This window comes from Cryomorpha ignava (assembly GCF_010686655.1).
GTDB lineage: Bacteria > Bacteroidota > Bacteroidia > Flavobacteriales_D > Cryomorphaceae > Cryomorpha > Cryomorpha ignava.
In genome coordinates this window covers 12,003-33,711 of the sequence record NZ_JAAGVY010000019.1, presented here as the reverse complement: position 1 = coordinate 33,711, position 21,709 = coordinate 12,003, and the positions used below count along the sequence as shown (strand labels likewise).

Below are 21,709 nucleotides of genomic sequence, written 5' to 3'. Positions count from 1 at the left end.
TTTGCAAAGACCCGGCGATATACAAAAGCGTGTTTTGATTGTATCGCACACCTTTCCGCCGGCCGATGGAATTGGTGGTAGGCGGTGGGCCAAGTTTGCTAAGTATTTAAAGCGAAAAGGTGTAGAAATTGAAGTGATTTCTGCGAAGCTTCCCGAATCATCGTCACAATTGTGGTTGGATGATGCAAAGGAGATCAAGCAATACCATTATCGCAACAAGTATCCGGCTATTTTATCTAAAACTCCAAGTAATATTTTTCAGAAGCTAAGCTACCGCTGGTCGCTAACTAAAGCAATGCTTAAAGCAGATGGAACTCCATACGATAGAGCTCTTTACGATGAAAAGGCTTTTCTGGAAATTCTGGAAGAGAGGCTAACTGCGTTTAATCCGCACGCACTTATTGTTTCGAGTCCACCGGTTAATTTGGTTTTTTATGCCGCTAAAATTAGAAGCAAATATCCGGAGATTCAGTTTATCGCAGATTTTCGGGATCCCTGGCTGGATGGTGATTTTTATGGCTATGGAAATTTGCGAACAAAGGCACTTGAGGCAGAAAAAGCAAAAGAAAATTTCATAGTTGGCGAATATGATAAAATTGTGTCACCGTGGCAATTGGTGGTGGACGGTTTTAAGAATAGGTATCCAGCGAAAAAATCAAAATTTCGATTGCTTCCGCATGGCTGGGATCAGGACGATATTCAGATTGATAAGAAGTTAAAGCCTGAACTTGACTTAATATATGGTGGAAATCTTTACAAAGGATTTGAGCCACTTTTGGCATTCCTTTTCAGATTTTCAGCCGATAAAAGGTTGAGAATAGAAGTTTACAGCAAGTCGGAAGTTCCGAAGAGGCTTTTAAATAGCAGGGGAGACATGAAAGTTCGAAATGCAATACCCGTTAAAGATTTTTTCAATCGAATTCAGCAAACTAAAAATTTAATACTGCTTATTCCCGAAGGATTGAAAGATGGTTTTCCAACCAAAATTCTGGAATTTGCCGCTACAGGTAAACCTATAATTGCAGTGGGATATGCCGGAACGCTTAGTGAGCAGATTATTCAAAAAGGTCTTGGTACATTCGTAGCATTAGATAAATTAGAAACAGAATTTGAACCTGCGCTAAAACGTCTTTCTAAATTTAAACCAGACCTTACCTGGATTGAAAACCACCGCTTAGACAAGATTACGAATGAACTGGTAGGAATTTTAGAAGAAAAAGGAAGTATAGAGATTGGAGAATAAAAAAGAAATATGGATCGTAGTTGGCACGCGCCCAAACTTTATAAAAGTTACCCAGTTTAAGCGTGTGGCAAAAAATTATGATCACCTTACCATAAAAATAGTTCATACCGGCCAGCACTACGATGAGAAAATGGCAAATGTGTTCTTCGATCAGTTTCAATTGCGCCCCGATGTTTTTTTAGACATTCAACCCAACCATCCCGCAAAACAAATTGCAGATATCCTTACGGCTCTTACCGACTTGTTTCTAAATTCTAATCCGGCTTTGGTAATCGTTGTTGGAGATGTAAATTCAACCTTGGCCGCAGCCATAGCAGCCAATAAATGTGATATTCCGATTGCTCACCTTGAAAGTGGTCTGCGTAGCTTCGACCGTAATATGCCCGAGGAGCACAATCGCTTAGTGGCAGATAATCTGGCTGACCTACATTTTGTTACCGAAGATTCTGGTCTTCAACATCTTAGGAATGAGCAAAAACCGGAAGCGGGTATCGCATTTGTGGGAAATACCATGATAGACACGCTTGTAGCTTTCAAGGATGACATTTCGGAATCGATAATTCTAAAGGATCTGAATCTTGCAACTGGCAAATTTGCTCTAGTGACCCTCCACCGTCCATCGAATGTGGATACTTCGGAAGGAGTGCACAAGCTGATCAGCGTTTTAAAAGCTGCTGCTTCGTATATGCAGCTCGTATTCCCCATCCATCCGCGTACGCGAAATAAAATAACTGAAATGGGCTTGAATGCTGAACTTGATCAAATTGAAAATTTAATTTTAACTGAGCCACTTGGCTATCTTGATTTTCAAAAGCTCGTAGCTGATTGTGCGTTTGTGCTAACCGATAGTGGCGGTATTCAGGAGGAAACCACCTTTTTGCAAAAGCCCTGCCTTACGCTAAGACCAAATACCGAAAGGCCTTCTACAATAGAAGTGGGCACCAATGTTTTGCTTCCTTTTGATGTAAATGCAATAACTCCTTTTATTGACGATATTGTGGCCGGAAGATTTAAGAAAGGATCGGTGCCTGCCTATTGGGACGGAAAAGCAACAGAGCGAATTATGGCGAGAATTGATTCTTTTTTTAACAACGGTTTTTAATGAAGATACTCTATTATTCGCCTCATCCACAGCTTAGTATGTATGCCCCAACGGGGTATGGTACCCATATTAGAGAGATGATTGCCGCATGGCGTAGAATGGATATTGAAGTTCGAACATTTATTGCGGGCGATTTGGATCAGGGCGAATACCAATCTGCCGAAAATACCGGGAAAGGTAAATTTGGTACTGCTAAAAAATTGATCCCGGGCTTTGTATGGCAATCGCTACGCGATTTTTCACTTATGCGGTTTGATAGAGAACAGCAGAAAATTCTTGAATCACAAATTGAAATTTTCAAGCCCGATATAATTTACGAACGTGTAGCCTACCTTCAAAATTCAGGAATAAGAACGGCCCAGAGATATGGCATTAAGCATATTGCTGAAATCAATGCTCCCTACCCTGAGGAGCGTATTTCTTTTTCAGGCGATTCCTTTTTTCTAGCGAAAGCACGAAAAATGGAGCGTGAAATTCTGATACATTCTAACGGTATTTCGGTTGTGAGTTCTGCCTTGAAAAAGTATCTCTCAAAAATTCTTCCCGAAGCTGAATCAAAGATTCTGGTTGTTCCCAATTCAGTTAATCCCGCCTCGGCAGAATTATCCTTAGAAAAAAATGAAAAATTGCGGGTTGATTATAATATTGATAATGAAATTGTTGTGGGATTTGTGGGCTCCATGTTTCCGTATCACGGAGTAGATGTTTTGATTAAGGCATTTGCCAAAATACCCGAAGAAAAGAATGTTCGTCTGTTAATTGTGGGCGATGGAGCTATTTTGCCCGACTTGAAGGCTTTGGCAAAGTCGCTCAATGTGTTTCAAAAAGTTATTTTTACAGGAAGTTTACCCCATCGTGAGGTGTATGCCAACATAGAATTAATGGATATTTGCTGTATGCCAAAAAGCAATTGGTACGGTTCGCCGGTTAAAATATTTGAATACGGACTTTTGCAAAAGCCCGTTATTGCCCCCAACGAGGTGCCCATGCACGACGTAATGGGTGCTGACGATGGTGAACTTGTGGAACCCAATGTAAATGACTTTTATGCAGCAATGATGAAACTCATCTCTGACGAAACGCGTCGCAAACTGATTGCTGCTAACTGGCATCAAAAAGTCATGCAGAATTATACCTGGGATGCTGCGGCGAAAAAAACACTTACTCTATGCATATAGCTCTGCTTACAGATGGTATAAGTCCTTTCGTTACTGGTGGAATGCAGCGTCATTCCTATCATTTAGCAAAAAAGCTTTTAGCTCGGGGGGTGAAAATCACCCTTGTTCACGCGGTTGATCATTCAGATGAAATACCATCTGAAGGAACTGTAAAAGAAGTGCTTAATGCGCCTGAGGGAATGCTGAGTGTTGTGGGTTTGCATTTCCCGAAAGGGATGCGAATGCCAGGACATTACCTGCGTGAATCCTATCAGTATTCTTGCGCTATCTTTGAAGCGCTAAAAGATGAATGGGTAAAATTTGATTTCATTTATGCGAAAGGTTTTTCAGCATGGTGCCTTTTGGAGAGAAAGAAAAAAGGATTTCATTCAGCTCCTGTAGGAGTGAAATTTCACGGTTATGAAATGTTTCAAAAATCGGCTAATCTCAAAGGCCGGCTTGAACAGTATATGCTTCGCCCACCTGTGGTTTTTAATAACAGAAATGCCAATGTGGTATTTTCATACGGAGGACAGATTACTGAAATAATTCGAAAGATTGGCGTTGCCGAAAATCAAATTATCGAAATTGGTTCAGGTGTAGATGACAATTGGATAGTGAACGAGCCAAAGCCGGAAAGCTACGTTAGGAAATTTATTTTTGTTGGTCGCGATGAACGTAGAAAAGGGGTAAAAGAATTAATGGCAGTCTCTGATGTATTTGCGGAAACGAAAACCGAAATGCATTGGGTTGGTCCCGTTTACCAGTCGAAGGCGACAGCGAACAACTTCCATTATTTTCATGGAGAAATACGCGACTCGGAAGAGCTGAAAAGTATTATTGATAAATGCCAGGTGCTTATTGCACCAAGCCATTCGGAAGGAATGCCAAATGTAATTCTGGAGGCGATGGCGCGTGGACTGGCAGTTATTTCTACGAAAGTAGGTGCTATTCCCGACATGATTTCAGATATTAACGGAAGGCTAATTCCTCCAGCTAACGAAAAGCTATTGCAAAAAGCGATACGTCAACTGGCCGAAATGCCTGAAGATGAACTAATGAAGCTCAGAATGGAAAGCATCAAATTGGTTAATCAAAAGTTCAGTTGGGATAGTGTGGCCGATAAAACGCTCGAAGCGATTAGAAGAGTTACTTATTCAATAAATCAACTTGAAAAGGAAAATCAGAAAACGAGCTAAGAAACTGTGGTTGAATTCATTTCAAGAAATAAGGTTGTTTTACTTCTTTTCGGTCTCTGGTATATCGTTGGATCCTTTAGTGTGCCCGCTTTTTTTGCCGTTGGTGGGTTAAGTATATTGCTTCTTTGGCGCAAAGGCATGTATTTTGAAATTCTTCTCGGCTTCTTTTATATCCTTATTTTAAGCGACAATCTGGGCTCGGCTACTGATTTTGCTAAAGTTTTTAAGAATGCATACATCGTTATTCTCGCAGTTATAGCCATTCTCGATCGCAGAAAATTTCCACCGGTCAATCCACTTCTAATGTATTTTCTTCCATTTATCGGTGTTGCCTTGATTTCGCTTGCATTTTCACCTTATATTTTTACAGGTTTCCAAAAAACCCTATCATATGTTTTATTGCTTTACACTGTACCCCAATTATTTTTAAAATCCATTTCAGATCGTGGTCCTGCAATCGTTAAAGACTTCATCTTTTTCGGAATCTTTTTAATCGTTTTTGGATACCTCGTGCAATTTGTAGATTACAATTTCGCTTTTTCCCACCATGGCAGGTTTAGAGCTGTTTTCGGTAATCCGAATGGTCTTGGAATATTCACGATTTTGATTTTTGGACTCGCCTATGTGAGCCGCGAATATTTTAAAGAGCTTTTCTCAAAAGCTGATTTGCGCTGGATTTTTATTACCATCCTTTTAGCCATGGTGCTTTCTGGATCGCGTACTGCCGTGATCGCAGTGGCCATGTTTTTTATTATGACCCGGTTTTACCGGTTATCACCATTTTTGGGTTTTATTTTCTTCCTCTCCGTATTATTTGCCACAGAGCTTGTTACCCAAAATTTGGTTGCAATAGTTGAAGCTATCGGTTTGTCAGATTTTTTCAGAATTGAAACGCTTGCAGGTGGCTCGGGAAGATATATAGCATGGAACTTTGCCTGGGATGCCATTCAAGATAATTTCTGGCTGGGCAGAGGTTTTGCTTTTGACGAATGGCTGATGAACAAAAATCAAGAGTTTCTAAGCGATCTTGGTCATCAGGGTGGAGTCCATAACACCTACCTTATAATTTGGCTTAATGCCGGGGTTATTGGCCTTACCTTATTTCTTCGCGCTCTCATTTTACTCTTTATTAAAGCATCAAAAAATCTTAGCGTCGCTTTCCCGATTTTGTGGATGGTAATGTTTAGCATTATGCTCGAACCTTGGTTGGCAGCTTCGCTAAATCCATATACTATTATGCTCGTTATGATTATTACTATGATGACCGATCCACTGTTTCAACTTTATATTCGTGGCGAACTAACTTCACTTCAAACTCCCGATGAGCAAGCGATTCTGGCGTAATATTGTCATTGTTGTCCTTAGCCTTCTGGCAATAGAGATAGCGCTGCGACTATTGTTGGGCTTTGGAGAAATTCCCCGTTACAATGTATCGCTAAATTATGAATATGCCTTAAAACCCAATCAGGAAATGACCCGCTTTGGGAATTATATTTACATAAATAGCGAAGGCATGCGCAGTGATGAATTGCGTCCCAACGCGGTAAAAATTCTCAAATTTGGTGATTCTGTGCTCAATGGTGGTGTTGGCACAGATCAATCTGAACTGACGAGCACATTACTCGAAAAAGATTTGAACAGCGACGGAAGCGATTATCAGGTCTTAAATATTTCGGCAGGAAGCTGGGGGCCCGACAATGCATTTGCATGGATGCAAGAGCATGGCGATTACGATGCAGAAGCAATCGTGCTGCTCTTTAGCAGCCATGACTGGCAAGATCAAATGACTTTTGAGAATGTGGTGGGAAATACACCTTACTATCCCGAAAAAAATCCTTCACTCGCTATTAGTGATGCACTATATTGGGCTTACACCCGAATGTTTGATACCGTAAATTGGGATAAACTGGGTGTTGTAAAAGGCGGAAAGCCAAATAAATACGAGCACGATAAAGGATGGGGCGATTTTGTAAATTACGCATCAACCCATCATATTCCATTATTGGTTTATCATCATGCTGATAAAAATGAGTTTGAAAACCAAACCTTTTCAGAAATGGGAATGCAGCTCGAAGATTTCCTAAAACAGAATAATATAGCTGTAATTTCGGGGCTTGATTCGGGTTTTGAGCTTGATGACTACCGTGATGAAATTCATCCAAAACCATCCGGATTGGTAAAAATCGAAAATGCCATTTTACCCGAAATACGTAAACTATTGAAGAATTAGAATGAAAAAGAGCATTGTATTTCTCTATACCGAGCTTGCTGATTATATCAAGGTTTGCCTTGATAGATTGGCTGATGATGGTGTTGAGGTAAATGTATTTCATTATCCCGTAAATGCTGAAGCTCCTTTTGAGTTTGATTTTAAAAAATCGGAATGTCATTTTTACCTGCGTTCTGATTTTTCAAACCGAGCCTTGCAACAAAAAATAGAAAGTATATCACCGGGCGCCATTGTGTGCAGCGGTTGGATAGATAGAGGGTATGTGGCAATATGTCATTCGTTGCACAATACAACAAAAACAATAATTGCCCTGGATAATCAGCTTGAAAAGGGATTGAAAGCCAGACTCGCACTTCTGCGAGCAAAGCTTTTTTTCAAGTCTGCATTTCGCTTTGCATGGGTGCCCGGCAATCCGCAACGCGAATACGCCCGGAAGCTGGGTTTTAAAAAAAACGAGATTCAAACCGGATTTTATACTGTCGATGTAAAAAAATGGAGCGAAATAAAATGGGAGTATCCCGAAACCCAATTTCCGCATCGATTTGTATTTGTAGGTAGATATGTTGACTTTAAAGGCGTAATAGAACTATGGAATGCTTTTAAGCGGATAAATGCCGGCGACTGGCAACTCTATTGCGCGGGACATGGAGCGCTTTACGAATCGCGCATGCAGCATGAAGGAATACAGCACCTTGGGTTTGTTCAACCTGCCGATTTGTATAAATTTGTGGCCAAAGGAGGGGTATTTGTTTTGCCGAGCCATAATGAGCCTTGGGGAGTGGTAGTTCACGAATTTGCTGCAGCTGGCTATCCGCTAATTTGCTCTAAGACTGTAGGGGCCGCAACCGCTTTTTTGCAACCTGGAGTGAACGGAATCCTGGTGAATCCAAAAAACGAAATGCAACTTGCAGAAGCTATGCAAAGTATAGTAGATATGCCGGATAGAGATTTAATTGAGATGGGAAGACAAAGTAAAAAGCTGGCGGCTAAAATGAATATAGAATTGTGGGTTAATACCGCATTAAACTATTTAGAAAACGAGGATGAGTAGAATATTGGTAACCGGCGGAGCCGGATTTATAGCGAGCGAACTCGCAGAAAAACTCTCTCATAAAAAAGAGGACGAGATTGTAGTGGTAGACAATTTGCAAACCGGAATGCGTATAAAAGTTCCTGAAGGGATGTATCAAAACATAAAATTTATAAAATGCGATGTAAATATATTTAAGGATATCTCCGCGGTCTTTTTTGCATATAAGTTTGATTATGTGTTTCACTACGCAGCTACAGTAGGCGTGCGACGTACACTCGAGAATCCGGTAAAAGTGCTGGATGATATAAACGGAATTCGAAATATTCTCGATTTGAGTAAAAACACCGGTGTGAGCCGCGTTTTCTTTTCAAGCAGTTCTGAAGTATATGGCGAGCCTGTAGAAATTCCACAAAATGAAGATACGACTCCACTCAACTCGAAATTACCGTATGCCATTGTGAAAAATATTGGCGAAGCATTTCTACGTTCTTATCAGGTAGAATACGACCTGAATTATACCATTTTCCGATTTTTTAATACCTATGGTGTAAAGCAGAGCCCCGATTTTGTGATCTCAAAATTCATTCGGTCTGCCCTCCAAGGCCACGACCTCACCGTATTTGGCGAAGGCGACCAAACGCGCACATTTTGCTTCGTTGACGACAATACAGATGCCGTCCTTGGAGCTTTTTATGGAAATGAATGTGTGAACGACGTAATGAACGTAGGATCAAATGTGGAAATGAATATTTTAGAGCTGGCAAAAACCATCATTGAAATCACTGGTTCAAAATCTAAAATTACCCATCTTCCACCATTAAAAGAAGGTGATATGACCCGCAGAATGCCCGATAATTCTAAGATGATGTCTATCTTAGGCCGTGATTTACTTCCGCTTCACGCCGGAATTTCAAAAATACTCGAAAACACCTCTTATATACTTAGCTAATGTGCGGAATCAATGGTATTTACGGAAGTCTTTCACAAAGTGACGGACAACGTAAAATTGCCAAAATGAATAATGCATTGGCTCACCGAGGGCCTGATGCAAAAGGAGCTATTCAAAAATCAATGATTTTGCTGGGCCACAGAAGGCTGAGTATTATTGATCTGTCGAGCGCTGCAAATCAGCCAATGGAAGATCCAACCGGTCGCTATACGCTGATTTTTAATGGCGAGATTTACAATTTCCGAAAGCTCAAAGAATCAATTTCAGATTATGAGTTCAAGACGAATTGCGATACCGAAGTTTTACTCGCCGGATTAATAAAATGGGGCACTTCTTTTTTAAGCCGGTGCAATGGTATGTTTGCCTTTGCTTTCTGGGATGCTCAAAAAGAAGAACTTATTCTCGCACGAGATAGAATGGGAATAAAACCCTTGTATTACGCGAGAACAAACGAGCACCTTATTTTCTCAAGCGAAATTCGCAGCTTGCTTAAAAGCGAAATGGTGCAGGGTGAATTAAACCTGGATGTGCTGGGCGAGTACCTTCGCTACCAAACTGTTAATGGAACAAACACAATTTTAAAAGGTATTTTTATGCTTCCAGCTGGAGGCGTTATGAAGATGGCCGATAATGAAATAAAGCTATCATCTTTTTGGAATCCGGTAGAGCATGTAGATCACAGCATGACCGGACTATCGTATGCCGAAACTACCGCAGTAATCAGGCAAAAATTAGACGAATCTGTTCAGCGCAGGCTTATCGCTGATGTGCCTATGGGTGCATTTCTTTCTGGTGGGATAGATTCCAGCGCCATTGTAGCGCTTGCGTCAAGGCAAAAGCAAAAGTTGCGAACGTTTACAATTTCTTTTGATAACTCCGAGTTTAGCGAAGCAAAGTACGCTCAGATTATAGCAGATAAATACGATACAGCTCATACAGAAATCAATCTCGCTCCCGAAGCTTTACTCCAAAATCTACCGTCAGCGATCACTGCGATGGATCATCCATCGGGCGATGGAATAAATACATTCTTGGTTTCAAAAGCCGCTAAAGAAGCGGGAATCACCGCTGTTTTGTCAGGGCTTGGTGGCGACGAACTTTTTGCCGGATATCCCATTTTCAAACAGTTTTATCAGCTTCGCGATAAAGGGTGGATTATGAGTTTTCCAAGATTTTCGCGCGCCCTTGCGGGAAATGTGCTTAAAATGGCAAGACCCGGGGTGGCCAGTTCTAAAATCAAGCAGATTATTACAGAGCATTATCTCGATCTTGAAAATGTGTACCAATACAGCCGCGAAGTCTCATCCAGAGAGATTAACGCTACATTGAGCCCTTATGGAAAAAGAGGAGAAAACAGTGTTTTTAGCCTTGTAAAACAAGGAGTGGGATATCAAACTCCCGGATATTCACTACCAATTTTAAGCCGGGTTACCTATGCTGAAATAGTAACATACTTGCAGGCTGTTTTGCTTCGAGATTCAGATCAAATGAGTATGGCGCATGCACTCGAAATTCGGGTTCCGTTTTTAGATCACGAATTGGTGAGCGCCGTAATGGCCGTTCCCGACAAGTATAAATTCCCCACTTCTCCCAAAAAATTGCTGGTAGATGCTATGGGCGACCTCCTGCCATCAGAGATTGTAAATAGACCCAAAATGGGATTCACCTTTCCATGGGATTCATGGATGCGCAATGAGCTAAAAGATTTTTGCGGAGATCACCTTTCTGCGCTAGGCGCAAATGATGCTTTTAATGCCAAGGCAATATCAAAAAGATGGGACGATTTTCTAAAAGGAAAGCCGCAAGTTACTTGGTCGAGATTGTGGTATCTTTGCGTTCTTCAAGCGTGGATGTCAGAAAATGAAATCAACTAAAGCAAAAGTTCTCATTTTTACCGATTGGTATTTGCCTGGTTATAAAGCAGGTGGTCCAATAAGGTCGTGTGCAAATTTGGTGCATTTGCTGGGCGATGAGATTGATTTTAAAGTCGTTTGTTTAGATCACGATTATTTAGAAACCGAGCCCTACGCCAATGTTCTTCCAAATAAATGGATTAACGTGGGAAAAGCAGATGTGTGGTACATTTCTTCAGATAGATTACTACAATCTACGATGAAAGAAATTATGCTTGATCTTTCTGATTATCAAGTTTATATCAATGGGGTTTTCAGCAAATACTTCTCTGTTACCCCACTTATAAAAGCGAATAAACTCGGTAGAAAAATAACCGTTGCCCCACGCGGAATGCTTGCCGAAGGAGCTTTGAGTATAAAGCCCCAAAAAAAGAAAGCATTCTTGAATCTCGCCAAGTTTTTGGGATTGTATAGACGAGTGCGGTTTCATGCTACCAATGCCGACGAAGCGAACCAAATCAAAAAAGAAATTGCGCGTAAAGCTGATATTCAGGTTATACCAAATTTACCTTCTATTCCGGGCAAGGAGGCGCAACGAATAGAGAAACATGAAAACAGCTTAAAGATTATTTCGGTAGCCCGCATTGCCCGCGAGAAGAATACCGCTTTTGCGCTGGAGTGTTTTCGCAATATCGATTCAAAATTTCACGTCGAGATAAATTTTGTGGGAACGGTCTACGATTCAGAATACTTCTCGGAATGCAAAATAATTGCAGATACCTTGCCGGCAAATGTAGCCGTCACCTTTTCGGGGGCAATGCCTTCCGATAGTATTGCCGGTTTATTCGCGGAAGCACACCTCTTTTTTCTCCCCACGCTGGGCGAAAACTACGGCCATGCCATTATTGAATCGCTGCTGAATGGATTGCCTGTTTTAATCTCTGATAAAACGCCGTGGAAAAATTTGCAAAATGATGGCCTGGGTGTAGAAATGCCGCTTTCTGAACCAAGTGGTTTTGTCAATTATATTTCTCAAATTGCGGCCATGAGCCAAGCTGATTACGATCTTAAGTTTTCGAATTTAAGCGAGAAAGCTGCAAGCAGAGTTCATCTCAAAGAAAATATCGAAGCCTATAAATTGCTTTTTCAATGAATAAAGTAGATTTCGCACTTTATGATAATAGCCATTATAAACCGGGCTCGGCTGTAAAAAGAGGGCTTTGGTATATTGTGAGCCTTGTCTTTTTTCAATCATATTTATTCCCGGTTTCAGCCTTAAAGCGCTTGCTTCTGCGAATGTTTGGGGCGAAGATAGCTTCAGGAGTTGTCATAAAACCTTGTGTTTTGATAAAGTATCCCTGGTTTTTGAAAATCGATAAAAACACCTGGATAGGAGAGAAGGCATGGATTGACAATTTGGCCATGGTAACTATTGGCGCCAATGTCTCTATTTCCCAAGGTGCCATGCTCCTTACCGGAAATCACAATTATAAAAAACCGGCATTCAACTTGGAAGTGTATCCTATTATTATTGAAGATGGCGTGTGGATAGGTGCCAAATCAGTTGTTTGTCCGGGAGTTACCTGCAAATCACATTCGGTATTGAGCGTAGGTTCTGTTGCAACAAAGAATCTTGAGCCTTATCAGATTTATGCAGGTAATCCCGCCACAGCTTTGCGTGAAAGAATCATAGAATGAAAGTTAGTGTTATCACCATTTCGTACAATGCTGCATCTACAATCGAAGAAACCATTCAGTCGGTGGTCAATCAGAAGTATACAAACATTGAGTATATTTTAATCGATGGCGCTTCAAAAGATGATACGGTTAATATTATTGAAAAGCACAAAGCTGATATCCATAAAGTAATTTCAAAACCAGATAATGGAGTTTACGATGCAATGAATAAAGGTGTTGCGCTGGCTACCGGCGATTTGATTGCCATTTTAAATGCCGATGATGCTTACGCGAATCCCGATGTAATAGGAAATGTGGTAGAAGCGATACAAAATTCAGGAGCTGATACCTGCTATGGAAATTTGGAATATGTAGATCGTTTAAACACCTCGAAAGTTAAGCGGTTATGGATTTCGGGCGCCTACCGGAAAGAAGCTTTTCTGAACGGATGGATGCCGCCACACCCGGCATTTTTTGCAAAAAGAAAACTCTATAGCGATTTTGGTGCGTTTAATACGCTTTTAAAAACCAGTGCCGACTATGAACTGATTTTGCGATTTTTATATCGCTACAATGCCTCCGCAGTGTATCTAAATCAGGTATTAGTAAAAATGAAAACCGGAGGCCAAAGCAATGCGTCGACAAAAAACAGGCTAAAGGCAAATGCCGAAGACCGTCTCGCATGGAAGTTAAATGGATTGAAGCCCGGAAAACTTACGCTGATAAAAAAGCCTTTGCGCAAGCTAAGCCAGTTTTGGAAACGTTAGAATTTCGCTCTGCTCTTTCTGCGGGTACGTTTCTTTTTCTTAATCCAACTATATCGCTTCTTGTAGAAACTGCTTCGTCCTTTTATTACGTAGCTATAGCTAAATTGTGTAAAAAGATAACCATCGTTATTAGTTACATCTCCCCGTTTTTCGCCCGGCGCAAAACTGCCTGCGTTTGGCACATCCATATCGTACTCTTCTGCATAAGCCGCCGCATTTGCTAGTGATTCAGCATCTGTGCGATTCGCTAATTCCCGCGCAATCTCCAATTGGCCTTGAGCGAGTTTATCGTCAGCAACGTAGTTTGTACTCACATCATCCAAGTAATCGGTAAATGTAGTTCTATATCCGATTTCCCAACCAAATCGGTGAATTTTTTTGTGCGTAAAGTATAGTCCAATACCAGCTGGCAGAGTAAATTGCCATAGCTTATATTCTACGCCTTCTGTTTGAAGTGGCTGAAGGTCAATTAGTTCTCCGTCGTATTCAGAAAGTGGACCCTGATATCTAATTTTTGGATTGTGCTTCATTACACCTGCACCCACAAAACCATATATCCGAAAGTCTGGATTGTAATAGCCACGACCGCCTACATCATTGTCGTAAAACAAGGTAAGCTCCATTCTACCGGTTAGCTCTATAATATTATTTCTAAAACTAAGGTTTCGCGCTACCCGAGCCGGATTTTGAGAATTGTAATCATTGGCTTTAATCTGGCCGTAATTTATACCAACATTCGCCGAAAGCTGAGGAGAAAATTTATACCTTCCAAATGCGCCAACCACGTATTGTGTGCGATTAAGCTTCATATCAAACACAAAGTCTCTGCGTGTTTCTTCCTGTCCTCCTATTTCGCCAAGGTAGTTTGAAGCACCCAGACTAACCCCATAGTCCCAGCGGTACTGGGCTGTAAGCGTAGAGCTCAATCCCAAAAAAATCGCAATAAAAATGTATCCTTGCTTTTTTAGCATAGAGGCAAATATAGAAAGTTAAATGAAAACATAATAGAGATTAAAAGGTTAGTACGTTAATTTACACGACTTAGGTTTCGAAGATCTTTTTCGTTAATTCGCAGTTTGCAATAATTAATTCAGATTTATGAATTCCATAACTGCCCTTCTTGATATTAAATATCCTGTTATTCAGGCCGGTATGGTTTGGTGTAGTGGGTGGAAGTTGGCCAGTGCCTGTTCTGAAAACGGAATTCTTGGAGTGATTGGGTCTGGATCAATGTATTCCGAAGTGTTGGATATCCACATTAAAAAATATTTGGCAGCATGCAATAAACCATTTGCTGTAAACTTACCATTGTTGTACCCCGATATTGGTGAGCATTTAGAGACTATTTTTAAGCATAAAGTTCCTGTGGTTATCACCTCGGCGGGTTCTCCGGCCAAATACACCGAAGTTTTAAAATCCAGAGGAATTAAAGTTATTCAAGCGGTTAGCAGTGCTAAATTTGCCGCCAAGGCTCAAAACGCTGGTGTTGATGCAGTAATTTGTGAGGGATTTGAAGCAGGCGGACACAACGGACGAGAGGAAACCACTTCTTTTTGTCTTATACCAGAGGTGCGACGCGCAGTAAGTATACCCGTTATTGCGGCCGGAGGGATTGCCACGGGCAGAGGTATTCTCGCCGCTATTGTTTTGGGTGCCGATGGTGTGCAGATAGGAACCCGGTTTGCTACTGCTGTAGAAAGCTCGGCGCATAAAATTTATAAAGAGCGCGTAGTTGCTGCAAAAGAGGGAGATACTGTGCTTACGCTTAAGGAGCTCGCGCCTGTGAGGCTTATTAAAAATGCTTTTTACGATAAGGTGATTGATGGCTATAAGAACGGATTTTCACCTGCCGAATTAAGCGATTTACTTGGGAAGGGACGTGCTAAAAAAGGAATTTTTGAAGGCGATTTAGAAGAAGGAGAACTTGAGATAGGTCAGGTGGCCTCGCTCATTGACAAGATTGAGTCAAGTGAAGAAATCATAAACGATTTAGTAAAAGAATACAACCAGGCAGTGAACCAAACAAGTAATTTGCGCTGGACATAAAAGAACTATGATCAATTTCAAAAAATACACACTTGATAACGGGCTGCGACTAATTGTGCATCGCGATACGAGCACTCCCATTGTGGCTGTGAATACTTTGTATGACGTGGGTGCACGCGATGAAGACCCAAACAGATCGGGGTTTGCTCACCTTTTTGAGCATTTGATGTTTGGCGGAAGTATTAATATTCCAAACTTTGACAACCCGCTACAGCGGGTGGGTGGAAATAACAATGCTTTTACAAACAATGATTTCACCAACTATTACATCACCATTCCAAAAGAGAATATTGAAACAGCTTTCTGGCTGGAGTCAGACCGCATGCTAAGTCTTGCTTTTACCCCTGCGAGCCTTGATGTGCAGCGCAAAGTGGTGATTGAAGAATTTAAGCAGCGCTATCTCAATCAGCCTTACGGCGATGCATGGTTGCACTTGCGCCCAATGGCGTATAAAAAACATCCTTACCAATGGGCTACCATTGGCAAATCAATAAAGCATATTGAGGATGCTACGCTAAGCGATGTAAAAGCATTTTTTAAAAGTCATTATCATCCCGGAAATGCAGTGCTTGTAGTGGCAGGAAATGTAGAGCCAGAGAAAATATTCGAGTTGACTAAAAAATGGTACGGCGACATTCCGGCTATTGAAAAAACAGAAAGAAACCTACCGCAGGAGAGCGGTTTAACCGGATATGAATGTGAAACACTTATCAGGCCGGTGCCACAAGACGCCCTCTATATGGCATGGTCAATGCCCGACAGGTTTTCGCCCGATTATTATGCCGCCGACTTGATTACTGATATTCTTTCGCAGGGTAAATCGGCTCGCTTTTATCAGAATATTGTACGTCAAGGTGGCGTGTTTACTTCGCTCTCATGCTATATTTTGGGAAGCCTCGACAAAGGATTGCTCATGGTAAGCGGTATGGTAGATGCCGATGCAGATTTTGATACGACTCGCAATGCAGTGCTTTCAGAAATTGAAAAACTATTACTAAACGGGCCTTCTGAAAAGGAACTTCAAAAAGTGAAAAACAAACTGGAAACCAGCCATCTTATTCAAGAATCTAATGTGCTAAGCAAGGCAATGAGTCTGGCTTATTTTGAACTCTTGGGCGATGCCGATAAAGTAAATCATGAAATGGATAAATACCGGAAAGTAACCCGTGAAGATATTATACGCGTAGGAAAAGAGATTTTTCAAACCGAAGGATTAAAAGAATTGCGGTACCAAAAAGCTGAAAAAATATGATTTTAGATAGAAAAACTGCTCCCGAGCGGCTTGCATCGGCATCGATTCCTATACTGAATCATCAACCCATAAAATTGACTGATAATCTGGAGTGTTATCGCGTAGAGGGTGGTACAGAAGATATTGTTAAAATAGATATCGTTTTTAAAGCCGGAACCCGGTATGAGCAAAAACCACTGACATCTACTATTTGCCTCAATACGCTTAAAGAAGGTACAGAGAATTATTCTGCCAAGGAGATTGCTGACACAACAGATTTTTATGGTGCTCAGATAGCCACTAACCTAACCAAAGATCGCGCTGAGGTAACTCTGCTTTGTCAGACAAAACACTTGAATAAGCTAATCGATATTTTTACAGATATTTTTCTGCTACCCGTATTTCCCGAAGAAGAGATAGAGCAATATAAAAAGCGATCGAGCAGCACACTAGCGGTGAACTTAGACAAAGTGGAATTTCAAAGTCGCTTGCTTTTTAGCCAATTAATGTTTCAGGGTACACCCTATAGGGATATTTATGATCTAAAAGATTATGCGAATATTAGAGCAGCTGATCTGCAAGAGTTCTTTGCCAATTTTTACAATTTTGCTGATTCGTTTTGTGTAATAAGTGGTAAGAATACCCAGCTCGCTGCCGAAACACTTGGTCGTGCTATTTCAAAGAAAAGTATGCGTCGGGGAAAAGAAATTTTGTCAGGCGAGGCTGTAAATTGGTCTTATGTGCCGGGTGAAAAATGGAATAAAAAGGATGAAGCGGTGCAAACCGCAATTCGCATGGGCGTACCCGCGCTTTCGCGAAATCATCCCCATTATACAGCTCTTTACATTGCTAATACAGCTCTAGGCGGCTATTTTGGATCAAGGCTAATGCAAAATATTCGAGAAGAAAAAGGCTATACTTACGGGATTGGTTCTGCTATAAACGCTCTTGAAGAATTGTCATATTTAAGCATTTCCACGCAAGTGGGAGCAGAGTTTTCAAAGCTTACGGTTAACGAAATTAAAAAAGAAGTGCACGGCATAGCTACGCAGCCGATTAAGGCAGATGAGTTTGAATTGATTCAGCATTATATAGCCGGAAATCTTTTAAAGCGTTTTGATGGCCCTTTTGCAACTGCCGACAGACTAAAGTCTCTAATTTCATACAATTTACCTGCAGATTGGTACACCGTATTTTCTAAAGCACTCTTTGAATTAAATCCAATTGATATTTGCGAAATCTCACGCGTTTATCTTCATACCGATCTTTTTTCCCTCGCAGTGGTAGGTGAATGGCCTGAATAAAGCAACTCACACTTTTGAAAAAACGAACCCCGACAGAATAAACTGCCGGGGTTCAATTTTTGATTAGGTTATTAATTATGTGTCAATCAGCGCAAGTTGAGTAATTGTCAATTGCTCTGATAAATAAGTCACTATCGTGCAATCATAAATTTACTTATTACTACTTCATTTTGGGTAGTGAGTTTGTAAACATAGATTCCATTTGGCAATGAGCTTCCATTAAAGTAAATTCTGTATTCCTGACCTTGATCTGCAACTGTGTTAAACAGGGTAGCAATGTTTTTGCCGTTCATGTCGAATACTTCAAGTGTAGTAGGGCCAGTAATAGCAGTTTCAAAGACTACCTGCGACTCTCCGATTGTTGGGTTTGGAAATGAATTCAACAAACTTTCAACTTGAGTTTGAATCGCTGCAGGAGATGGGGAAACAGGCACAACTCCGTCCATACATCCGCTCGCCATATCGCCATCGAATAATGGGAATGGGTTGCCAAGATTGTCAACAGAGTTAAGCACCGCGCCCGGAACACCGGCAGCGTCATAGGTATGGAAGTTCAGCGAGTTAGCTCCTTCTGCCATAATAGATCCGCCGTTTTGAAGCAGGGCAGCACCATTGATAGCACTGGCTACATCGTATAAGAATACGGCAGTACCCGAGGTAATGTCATAAACTTTTGACGGACCATTGTCGTCGCGTTTTACAAGAAGCAGCTCGCCTATTGGGGTACTTATTAAATCGCCACCATTTACAGGCATGTTGTTTGCAAACAGAATTTTAGTACCCAATACTGGGTCAATAGTATAGACTTCGTCTGAACTCGAATTTCCAACATAGAGCTTCCCGTCGGCCTCATGCCAAACAAGGGCATAAGTGCTGTTCAATCCAGACAGGGCAGCTGTGTGAGTTAATACTCCTGCCGGACTAAACGTTTTAATGTTCGCGCCATTGTTGTTCACAACATATATATTACCATTCGTTTCGCTTACGGCAATATGTCCCCGATTTCCGGCATTAAACAAGTAGGTCAAAACAAAATCACCTCCATTAACTGCGCCACCATAAACATTTCCTTGGGGAATACCCGGATGATTGTCTGCGATGTAGTAATAGTCAAACTCTTGGCATTCACCCACATCCGTTGGGTTGTCAGCACATCCTGCCGCCATGTCGCCATTTAGTAGCAAAAATGGTGCACCACCAAGCATTGCCGGATAGGTTGTTATCTGGTTTCCATTCGCGGCATCAACTTCAATGAAATCATATGATCCATTATTTGAAGTAATCAGTCCGGCAATATTATTGGCCTCTACCAGTCCGGTAACATTGTTTAAGATGTTTCCAAGCAACACCGGAACACCCGCAACGAACTTATACAGTGTATTTCCAGATCTGGAAGCGAGGTACAACTCACTATTTTTGATGGCGAGATCGCCCCCAGAAACCGGAGCATTGGCATAGAATATGTTAGCACCAGTTATGAGATTTACCTGGAAAACTTTGTTTTGATTTCCGGAACCTACGTAAAGGTAACCATCCACCTTGTTGTAAACTGTTGCGGTGAGCTCGGTCAATCCGGCTACTAGCGGTAAATCGCCAAGGAATACATCAAACGTAGGATCGTAAAAGCGAACGAATGAACCATCTTTATTTACCAAATAAATGATATCGTTCATTGCATTGTAGGCAATGTGGGCTTCAAAAGGCACATTGGTTAAGAAAGTCAGATTGGCATCGCCACCGCTAAATGTAACCCTGTATAAATCTGAACCAGCAACTCCAGGTCCGTGATGAACATAAAAGGTTGAAAATAGCGTACAAATACCTTCATCCGGTGGTGAAGGTAAACACCCGGAAGTCATATCTCCGTAATTTGCAACATGCGGAATTCCATTTAAGCGAATATCGTAATCGCCTAAAAGATTTCCGGCAACATCGTGCAGGAGGAATTGATCCAGTCCGAGATAAGATGAGATTAAGTCATCTGAAGCGGTAAGAGCCAATCCGGTAACCTTGTGCGTGTTGTTTAGTGTAGCCAAAAATTGGTCGACAACAGGGTGTGGGTTGTTTAAATACAGAGCCTGATTAGCAGCGAGATATAGATTTCCGTTTGAGTCAAATTCCAAATCACCACCATAAATCGGTGAATAAGTGTCGTAAGAAGAAACTACAAACGTGAGAAGATTTACACTGTATATCTGATCTTGTGACTCGCTTCCAATAACCAGTTTGCCATTTGGAGCAATTGTAGCTGTTACTACTCCCGGAATATTCATAGAGAGTGGCTGCCAAGGGCTCATAACCGGAGGAGGTCCTGAAATATCAACGACACTTAAAGCACCATCAGTTTTTCTCACTAAATACAATAAGCTGCTCGTTTCATCAAGCGCTATATGCACTTCTTCATTGCTGACTACAATTAAGTTGAGGTCAGCAAAGCCGCCATTTAGCGTTACTTCATAGATATCTGTTACGCCATTATTTGCAATATCAGCAAAATAATATCTCCAGTTAGTGCAACCGGGACCCGGTTGAATAGGTACACAGCCGCATCCAGGACCTACTATGCCCATAACTTTTTGTGTAAGACCTTTGGCTGGTTCTAATTCGCAAGGGTCGCCGATATTAAGGCCTAATTCCGGACAGTCATATTCAATAAGCGTTCCCATACACGAGCAGTCTTCTGAAATCATGTCGTTTTCAGTATCTGGATGTCCGTCATCACAAGGATCACCAAAATTTGCTCCGATCTCAGGGCAGTCAAATTCTCCTTCACATTCGTCGATATCCACTGTTAGCGGCCCATCCATTTCAAAACATCCATCAGCTGAAATATTTTCGATGTTTCCGCCTTCACCGGTTCCAATCAAATTTCCGGAATAGCTAATGCCGTAGATATTATAGATACCTGGAGTCCATCCTTCAGTGCTAATACTGTTTGAAGCATGGATAGAGAGAATTAACCCGTCTGAGTCTGTAACAATATACTCGTAGGTATCATTAATACCGTCTCCCGTATTTGATAGATTAATTGCCGATGGAAGATCATCGATACAATATTCAATCGTTGTATCGTCGCTATTGGCAAAAGCAATCTCACCTGCATCACAAATTACTGAAACGAAGCTTTCTCCTTCCAGAAATACACCTGAATCAAGAGCGCTGTCGCCTGCGTCAGCGATTGCCAGCTTAATGGTGTACTCTACGCCCGGTACTACTGCAATTACTGCAGCCAGCGGTATGGTATAGCCATCATATTCAATGTTTAGTCCATCAGCATTATCCACATAAAATGCGCTATTGGCGAGCTGTGTTTCTGTACAGTTGGTACTACTACCAGAACTTCCGACAGTTCCATTGTTTACATTGTTTATGGAAACCGGTAGAGGGGGTGTAGTACCTGGGAGCAAGGCTATATTTTGATTTGTGTATGCTCCGCCATTTACAATAAATGCAAAAGCATCGTTGAAGCTTGAGCATACATATTCATTGTATTCCTCTGAAGCAAAAACATAAGTAAACTCGAGTGAGTTCCCACTGGGAATAAATGTGATTTCCAATATTGCTGCATCATTTGTGGTAAATGGGGCAGTTATAAGATTTAAATCCGCATCTCCGGGAGTTCCATTTCCGGTACCGGATCCAGAAGACGTGTTGGGTCCTACAGCAAGTTGAGCAGAGCCGGACGTAAGCAAAATTCCTTCTCCAATTCCGAAATCACCCCCGGAAAAAGTTCCGCTGGAATTAGCACTGCCAGTAAATGTAGCACTTACTATTGTTACTCCACTTTCGGAGCCTATCAATGTATTCGCAAGAATGGTAGCATCAGTTTCGTCAACAACCGCAATCTGACTAAAAGCCAGAGCTGATGTGAGAACTGCGACCACTACAATCATATATTTTTTGAGGTTTTTCATGGCG

At 41.4% G+C, this 21,709-nt stretch carries 17 protein-coding genes; 15 read left to right on the top strand and 2 right to left on the bottom strand.

The features are described from left to right. Position 1 precedes the first annotated feature (1 nt). Genes G3O08_RS11130 through G3O08_RS11075 form a run of 12 tightly spaced genes read left to right on the top strand, consistent with a single transcriptional unit; the run spans position 2 to position 13,210 of the window. Complete coding sequence (locus G3O08_RS11130; protein ID WP_163285448.1) at positions 2–1,243, top strand: glycosyltransferase family protein; 1,242 nt, start codon at positions 2–4, stop codon at positions 1,241–1,243. Continuing rightward, on the top strand, positions 1,233–2,345 hold the full coding sequence (gene wecB / locus G3O08_RS11125) for a non-hydrolyzing UDP-N-acetylglucosamine 2-epimerase (protein ID WP_163285447.1): 1,113 nt from the start codon (positions 1,233–1,235) through the stop codon (positions 2,343–2,345). Before G3O08_RS11130 ends, wecB begins: the two co-directional genes overlap by 11 nt. Next, complete coding sequence (locus tag G3O08_RS11120; protein ID WP_163285446.1) at positions 2,345–3,523, top strand: glycosyltransferase family 4 protein; 1,179 nt, start codon at positions 2,345–2,347, stop codon at positions 3,521–3,523. Before wecB ends, G3O08_RS11120 begins: the two co-directional genes overlap by 1 nt. Beyond that, positions 3,514–4,701 carry a glycosyltransferase family 4 protein gene (locus G3O08_RS11115; RefSeq protein WP_163285445.1) on the top strand — a complete coding sequence of 396 codons (1,188 nt, stop codon included), beginning with the start codon at positions 3,514–3,516 and terminating at the stop codon, positions 4,699–4,701. Before G3O08_RS11120 ends, G3O08_RS11115 begins: the two co-directional genes overlap by 10 nt. Before the next feature lie 6 nt (positions 4,702–4,707). Beyond that, positions 4,708–6,045, top strand: a complete 1,338-nt coding sequence (locus G3O08_RS21500; RefSeq protein WP_163285444.1) for an O-antigen ligase family protein — start codon at positions 4,708–4,710, stop codon at positions 6,043–6,045. After that, a complete protein-coding gene (locus G3O08_RS11105; protein ID WP_163285443.1) occupies positions 6,023–6,931 on the top strand; it encodes an SGNH/GDSL hydrolase family protein in 909 nt (302 codons plus the stop codon). The genes G3O08_RS21500 and G3O08_RS11105 overlap by 23 nt, the downstream gene beginning before the upstream one ends. A 1-nt stretch (position 6,932) precedes the next feature. Beyond that, positions 6,933–7,982 carry a glycosyltransferase family 4 protein gene (locus G3O08_RS11100; RefSeq protein WP_163285442.1) on the top strand — a complete coding sequence of 350 codons (1,050 nt, stop codon included), beginning with the start codon at positions 6,933–6,935 and terminating at the stop codon, positions 7,980–7,982. Continuing rightward, positions 7,975–8,913 (top strand): NAD-dependent epimerase/dehydratase family protein, encoded by a 939-nt coding sequence (locus G3O08_RS11095; RefSeq protein ID WP_163285441.1) that lies wholly within the window; start codon positions 7,975–7,977, stop codon positions 8,911–8,913. Before G3O08_RS11100 ends, G3O08_RS11095 begins: the two co-directional genes overlap by 8 nt. Then, positions 8,913–10,787 (top strand): asparagine synthase (glutamine-hydrolyzing), encoded by a 1,875-nt coding sequence (gene asnB / locus G3O08_RS11090; protein WP_163285440.1) that lies wholly within the window; start codon positions 8,913–8,915, stop codon positions 10,785–10,787. Before G3O08_RS11095 ends, asnB begins: the two co-directional genes overlap by 1 nt. Then, positions 10,774–11,919, top strand: coding sequence for a glycosyltransferase (locus G3O08_RS11085; RefSeq protein ID WP_163285439.1), 1,146 nt, complete (start codon positions 10,774–10,776; stop codon positions 11,917–11,919). The genes asnB and G3O08_RS11085 overlap by 14 nt, the downstream gene beginning before the upstream one ends. Then, on the top strand, positions 11,916–12,464 hold the full coding sequence (locus tag G3O08_RS11080) for a WcaF family extracellular polysaccharide biosynthesis acetyltransferase (protein WP_163285438.1): 549 nt from the start codon (positions 11,916–11,918) through the stop codon (positions 12,462–12,464). Before G3O08_RS11085 ends, G3O08_RS11080 begins: the two co-directional genes overlap by 4 nt. After that, positions 12,461–13,210, top strand: coding sequence for a glycosyltransferase family 2 protein (locus tag G3O08_RS11075; RefSeq protein ID WP_163285437.1), 750 nt, complete (start codon positions 12,461–12,463; stop codon positions 13,208–13,210). The genes G3O08_RS11080 and G3O08_RS11075 overlap by 4 nt, the downstream gene beginning before the upstream one ends. Here G3O08_RS11075 and G3O08_RS11070 read toward each other — a convergent pair. Beyond that, on the bottom strand, positions 13,207–14,181 hold the full coding sequence (locus G3O08_RS11070; RefSeq protein WP_163285436.1) for a DUF6089 family protein: 975 nt from the start codon (positions 14,179–14,181) through the stop codon (positions 13,207–13,209). The genes G3O08_RS11075 and G3O08_RS11070 overlap by 4 nt on opposite strands. A gap of 127 nt (positions 14,182–14,308) precedes the next feature. On the opposite strand from G3O08_RS11070, the gene G3O08_RS11065 reads away from it, so the two are divergent. From G3O08_RS11065 to G3O08_RS11055, 3 genes are read left to right on the top strand one after another with little or no spacing between them, the layout of a single operon-like run. Further along, positions 14,309–15,256, top strand: coding sequence for an NAD(P)H-dependent flavin oxidoreductase (locus G3O08_RS11065; RefSeq protein WP_163285435.1), 948 nt, complete (start codon positions 14,309–14,311; stop codon positions 15,254–15,256). Between the two features lie 7 nt (positions 15,257–15,263). Beyond that, a complete protein-coding gene (locus G3O08_RS11060; protein ID WP_163285434.1) occupies positions 15,264–16,508 on the top strand; it encodes a M16 family metallopeptidase in 1,245 nt (414 codons plus the stop codon). Beyond that, entirely contained in the window at positions 16,505–17,791 is a 1,287-nt protein-coding gene (locus G3O08_RS11055; protein ID WP_163285433.1) for a M16 family metallopeptidase, read from the top strand. Before G3O08_RS11060 ends, G3O08_RS11055 begins: the two co-directional genes overlap by 4 nt. Positions 17,792–17,922: 131 nt before the next feature. Here G3O08_RS11055 and G3O08_RS11050 read toward each other — a convergent pair whose 3' ends face one another. Continuing rightward, positions 17,923–21,705 (bottom strand): choice-of-anchor L domain-containing protein, encoded by a 3,783-nt coding sequence (locus tag G3O08_RS11050; protein ID WP_163285432.1) that lies wholly within the window; start codon positions 21,703–21,705, stop codon positions 17,923–17,925. Between the last annotated feature and the right edge of the window lie 4 nt (positions 21,706–21,709).

What these genes read in the sequence shown, in the direction of transcription:
- G3O08_RS11120 (WP_163285446.1), top strand. Translation starts at nt 2,345, where the DNA reads ATGAAGATACTCTATTATTCGCCTCATCCACAGCTTAGTATGTATGCC.
- G3O08_RS11115 (WP_163285445.1), top strand. Translation starts at nt 3,514, where the DNA reads ATGCATATAGCTCTGCTTACAGATGGTATAAGTCCTTTCGTTACTGGT.
- G3O08_RS11105 (WP_163285443.1), top strand. Translation starts at nt 6,023, where the DNA reads ATGAGCAAGCGATTCTGGCGTAATATTGTCATTGTTGTCCTTAGCCTT.
- G3O08_RS11100 (WP_163285442.1), top strand. Translation starts at nt 6,933, where the DNA reads ATGAAAAAGAGCATTGTATTTCTCTATACCGAGCTTGCTGATTATATC.
- G3O08_RS11095 (WP_163285441.1), top strand. Translation starts at nt 7,975, where the DNA reads ATGAGTAGAATATTGGTAACCGGCGGAGCCGGATTTATAGCGAGCGAA.
- asnB (WP_163285440.1), top strand. Translation starts at nt 8,913, where the DNA reads ATGTGCGGAATCAATGGTATTTACGGAAGTCTTTCACAAAGTGACGGA.
- G3O08_RS11085 (WP_163285439.1), top strand. Translation starts at nt 10,774, where the DNA reads ATGAAATCAACTAAAGCAAAAGTTCTCATTTTTACCGATTGGTATTTG.
- G3O08_RS11080 (WP_163285438.1), top strand. Translation starts at nt 11,916, where the DNA reads ATGAATAAAGTAGATTTCGCACTTTATGATAATAGCCATTATAAACCG.
- G3O08_RS11075 (WP_163285437.1), top strand. Translation starts at nt 12,461, where the DNA reads ATGAAAGTTAGTGTTATCACCATTTCGTACAATGCTGCATCTACAATC.
- G3O08_RS11070 (WP_163285436.1), bottom strand. Translation starts at nt 14,181, where the DNA reads ATGCTAAAAAAGCAAGGATACATTTTTATTGCGATTTTTTTGGGATTG.
- G3O08_RS11065 (WP_163285435.1), top strand. Translation starts at nt 14,309, where the DNA reads ATGAATTCCATAACTGCCCTTCTTGATATTAAATATCCTGTTATTCAG.
- G3O08_RS11060 (WP_163285434.1), top strand. Translation starts at nt 15,264, where the DNA reads ATGATCAATTTCAAAAAATACACACTTGATAACGGGCTGCGACTAATT.
- G3O08_RS11055 (WP_163285433.1), top strand. Translation starts at nt 16,505, where the DNA reads ATGATTTTAGATAGAAAAACTGCTCCCGAGCGGCTTGCATCGGCATCG.
- G3O08_RS11050 (WP_163285432.1), bottom strand. Translation starts at nt 21,705, where the DNA reads ATGAAAAACCTCAAAAAATATATGATTGTAGTGGTCGCAGTTCTCACA.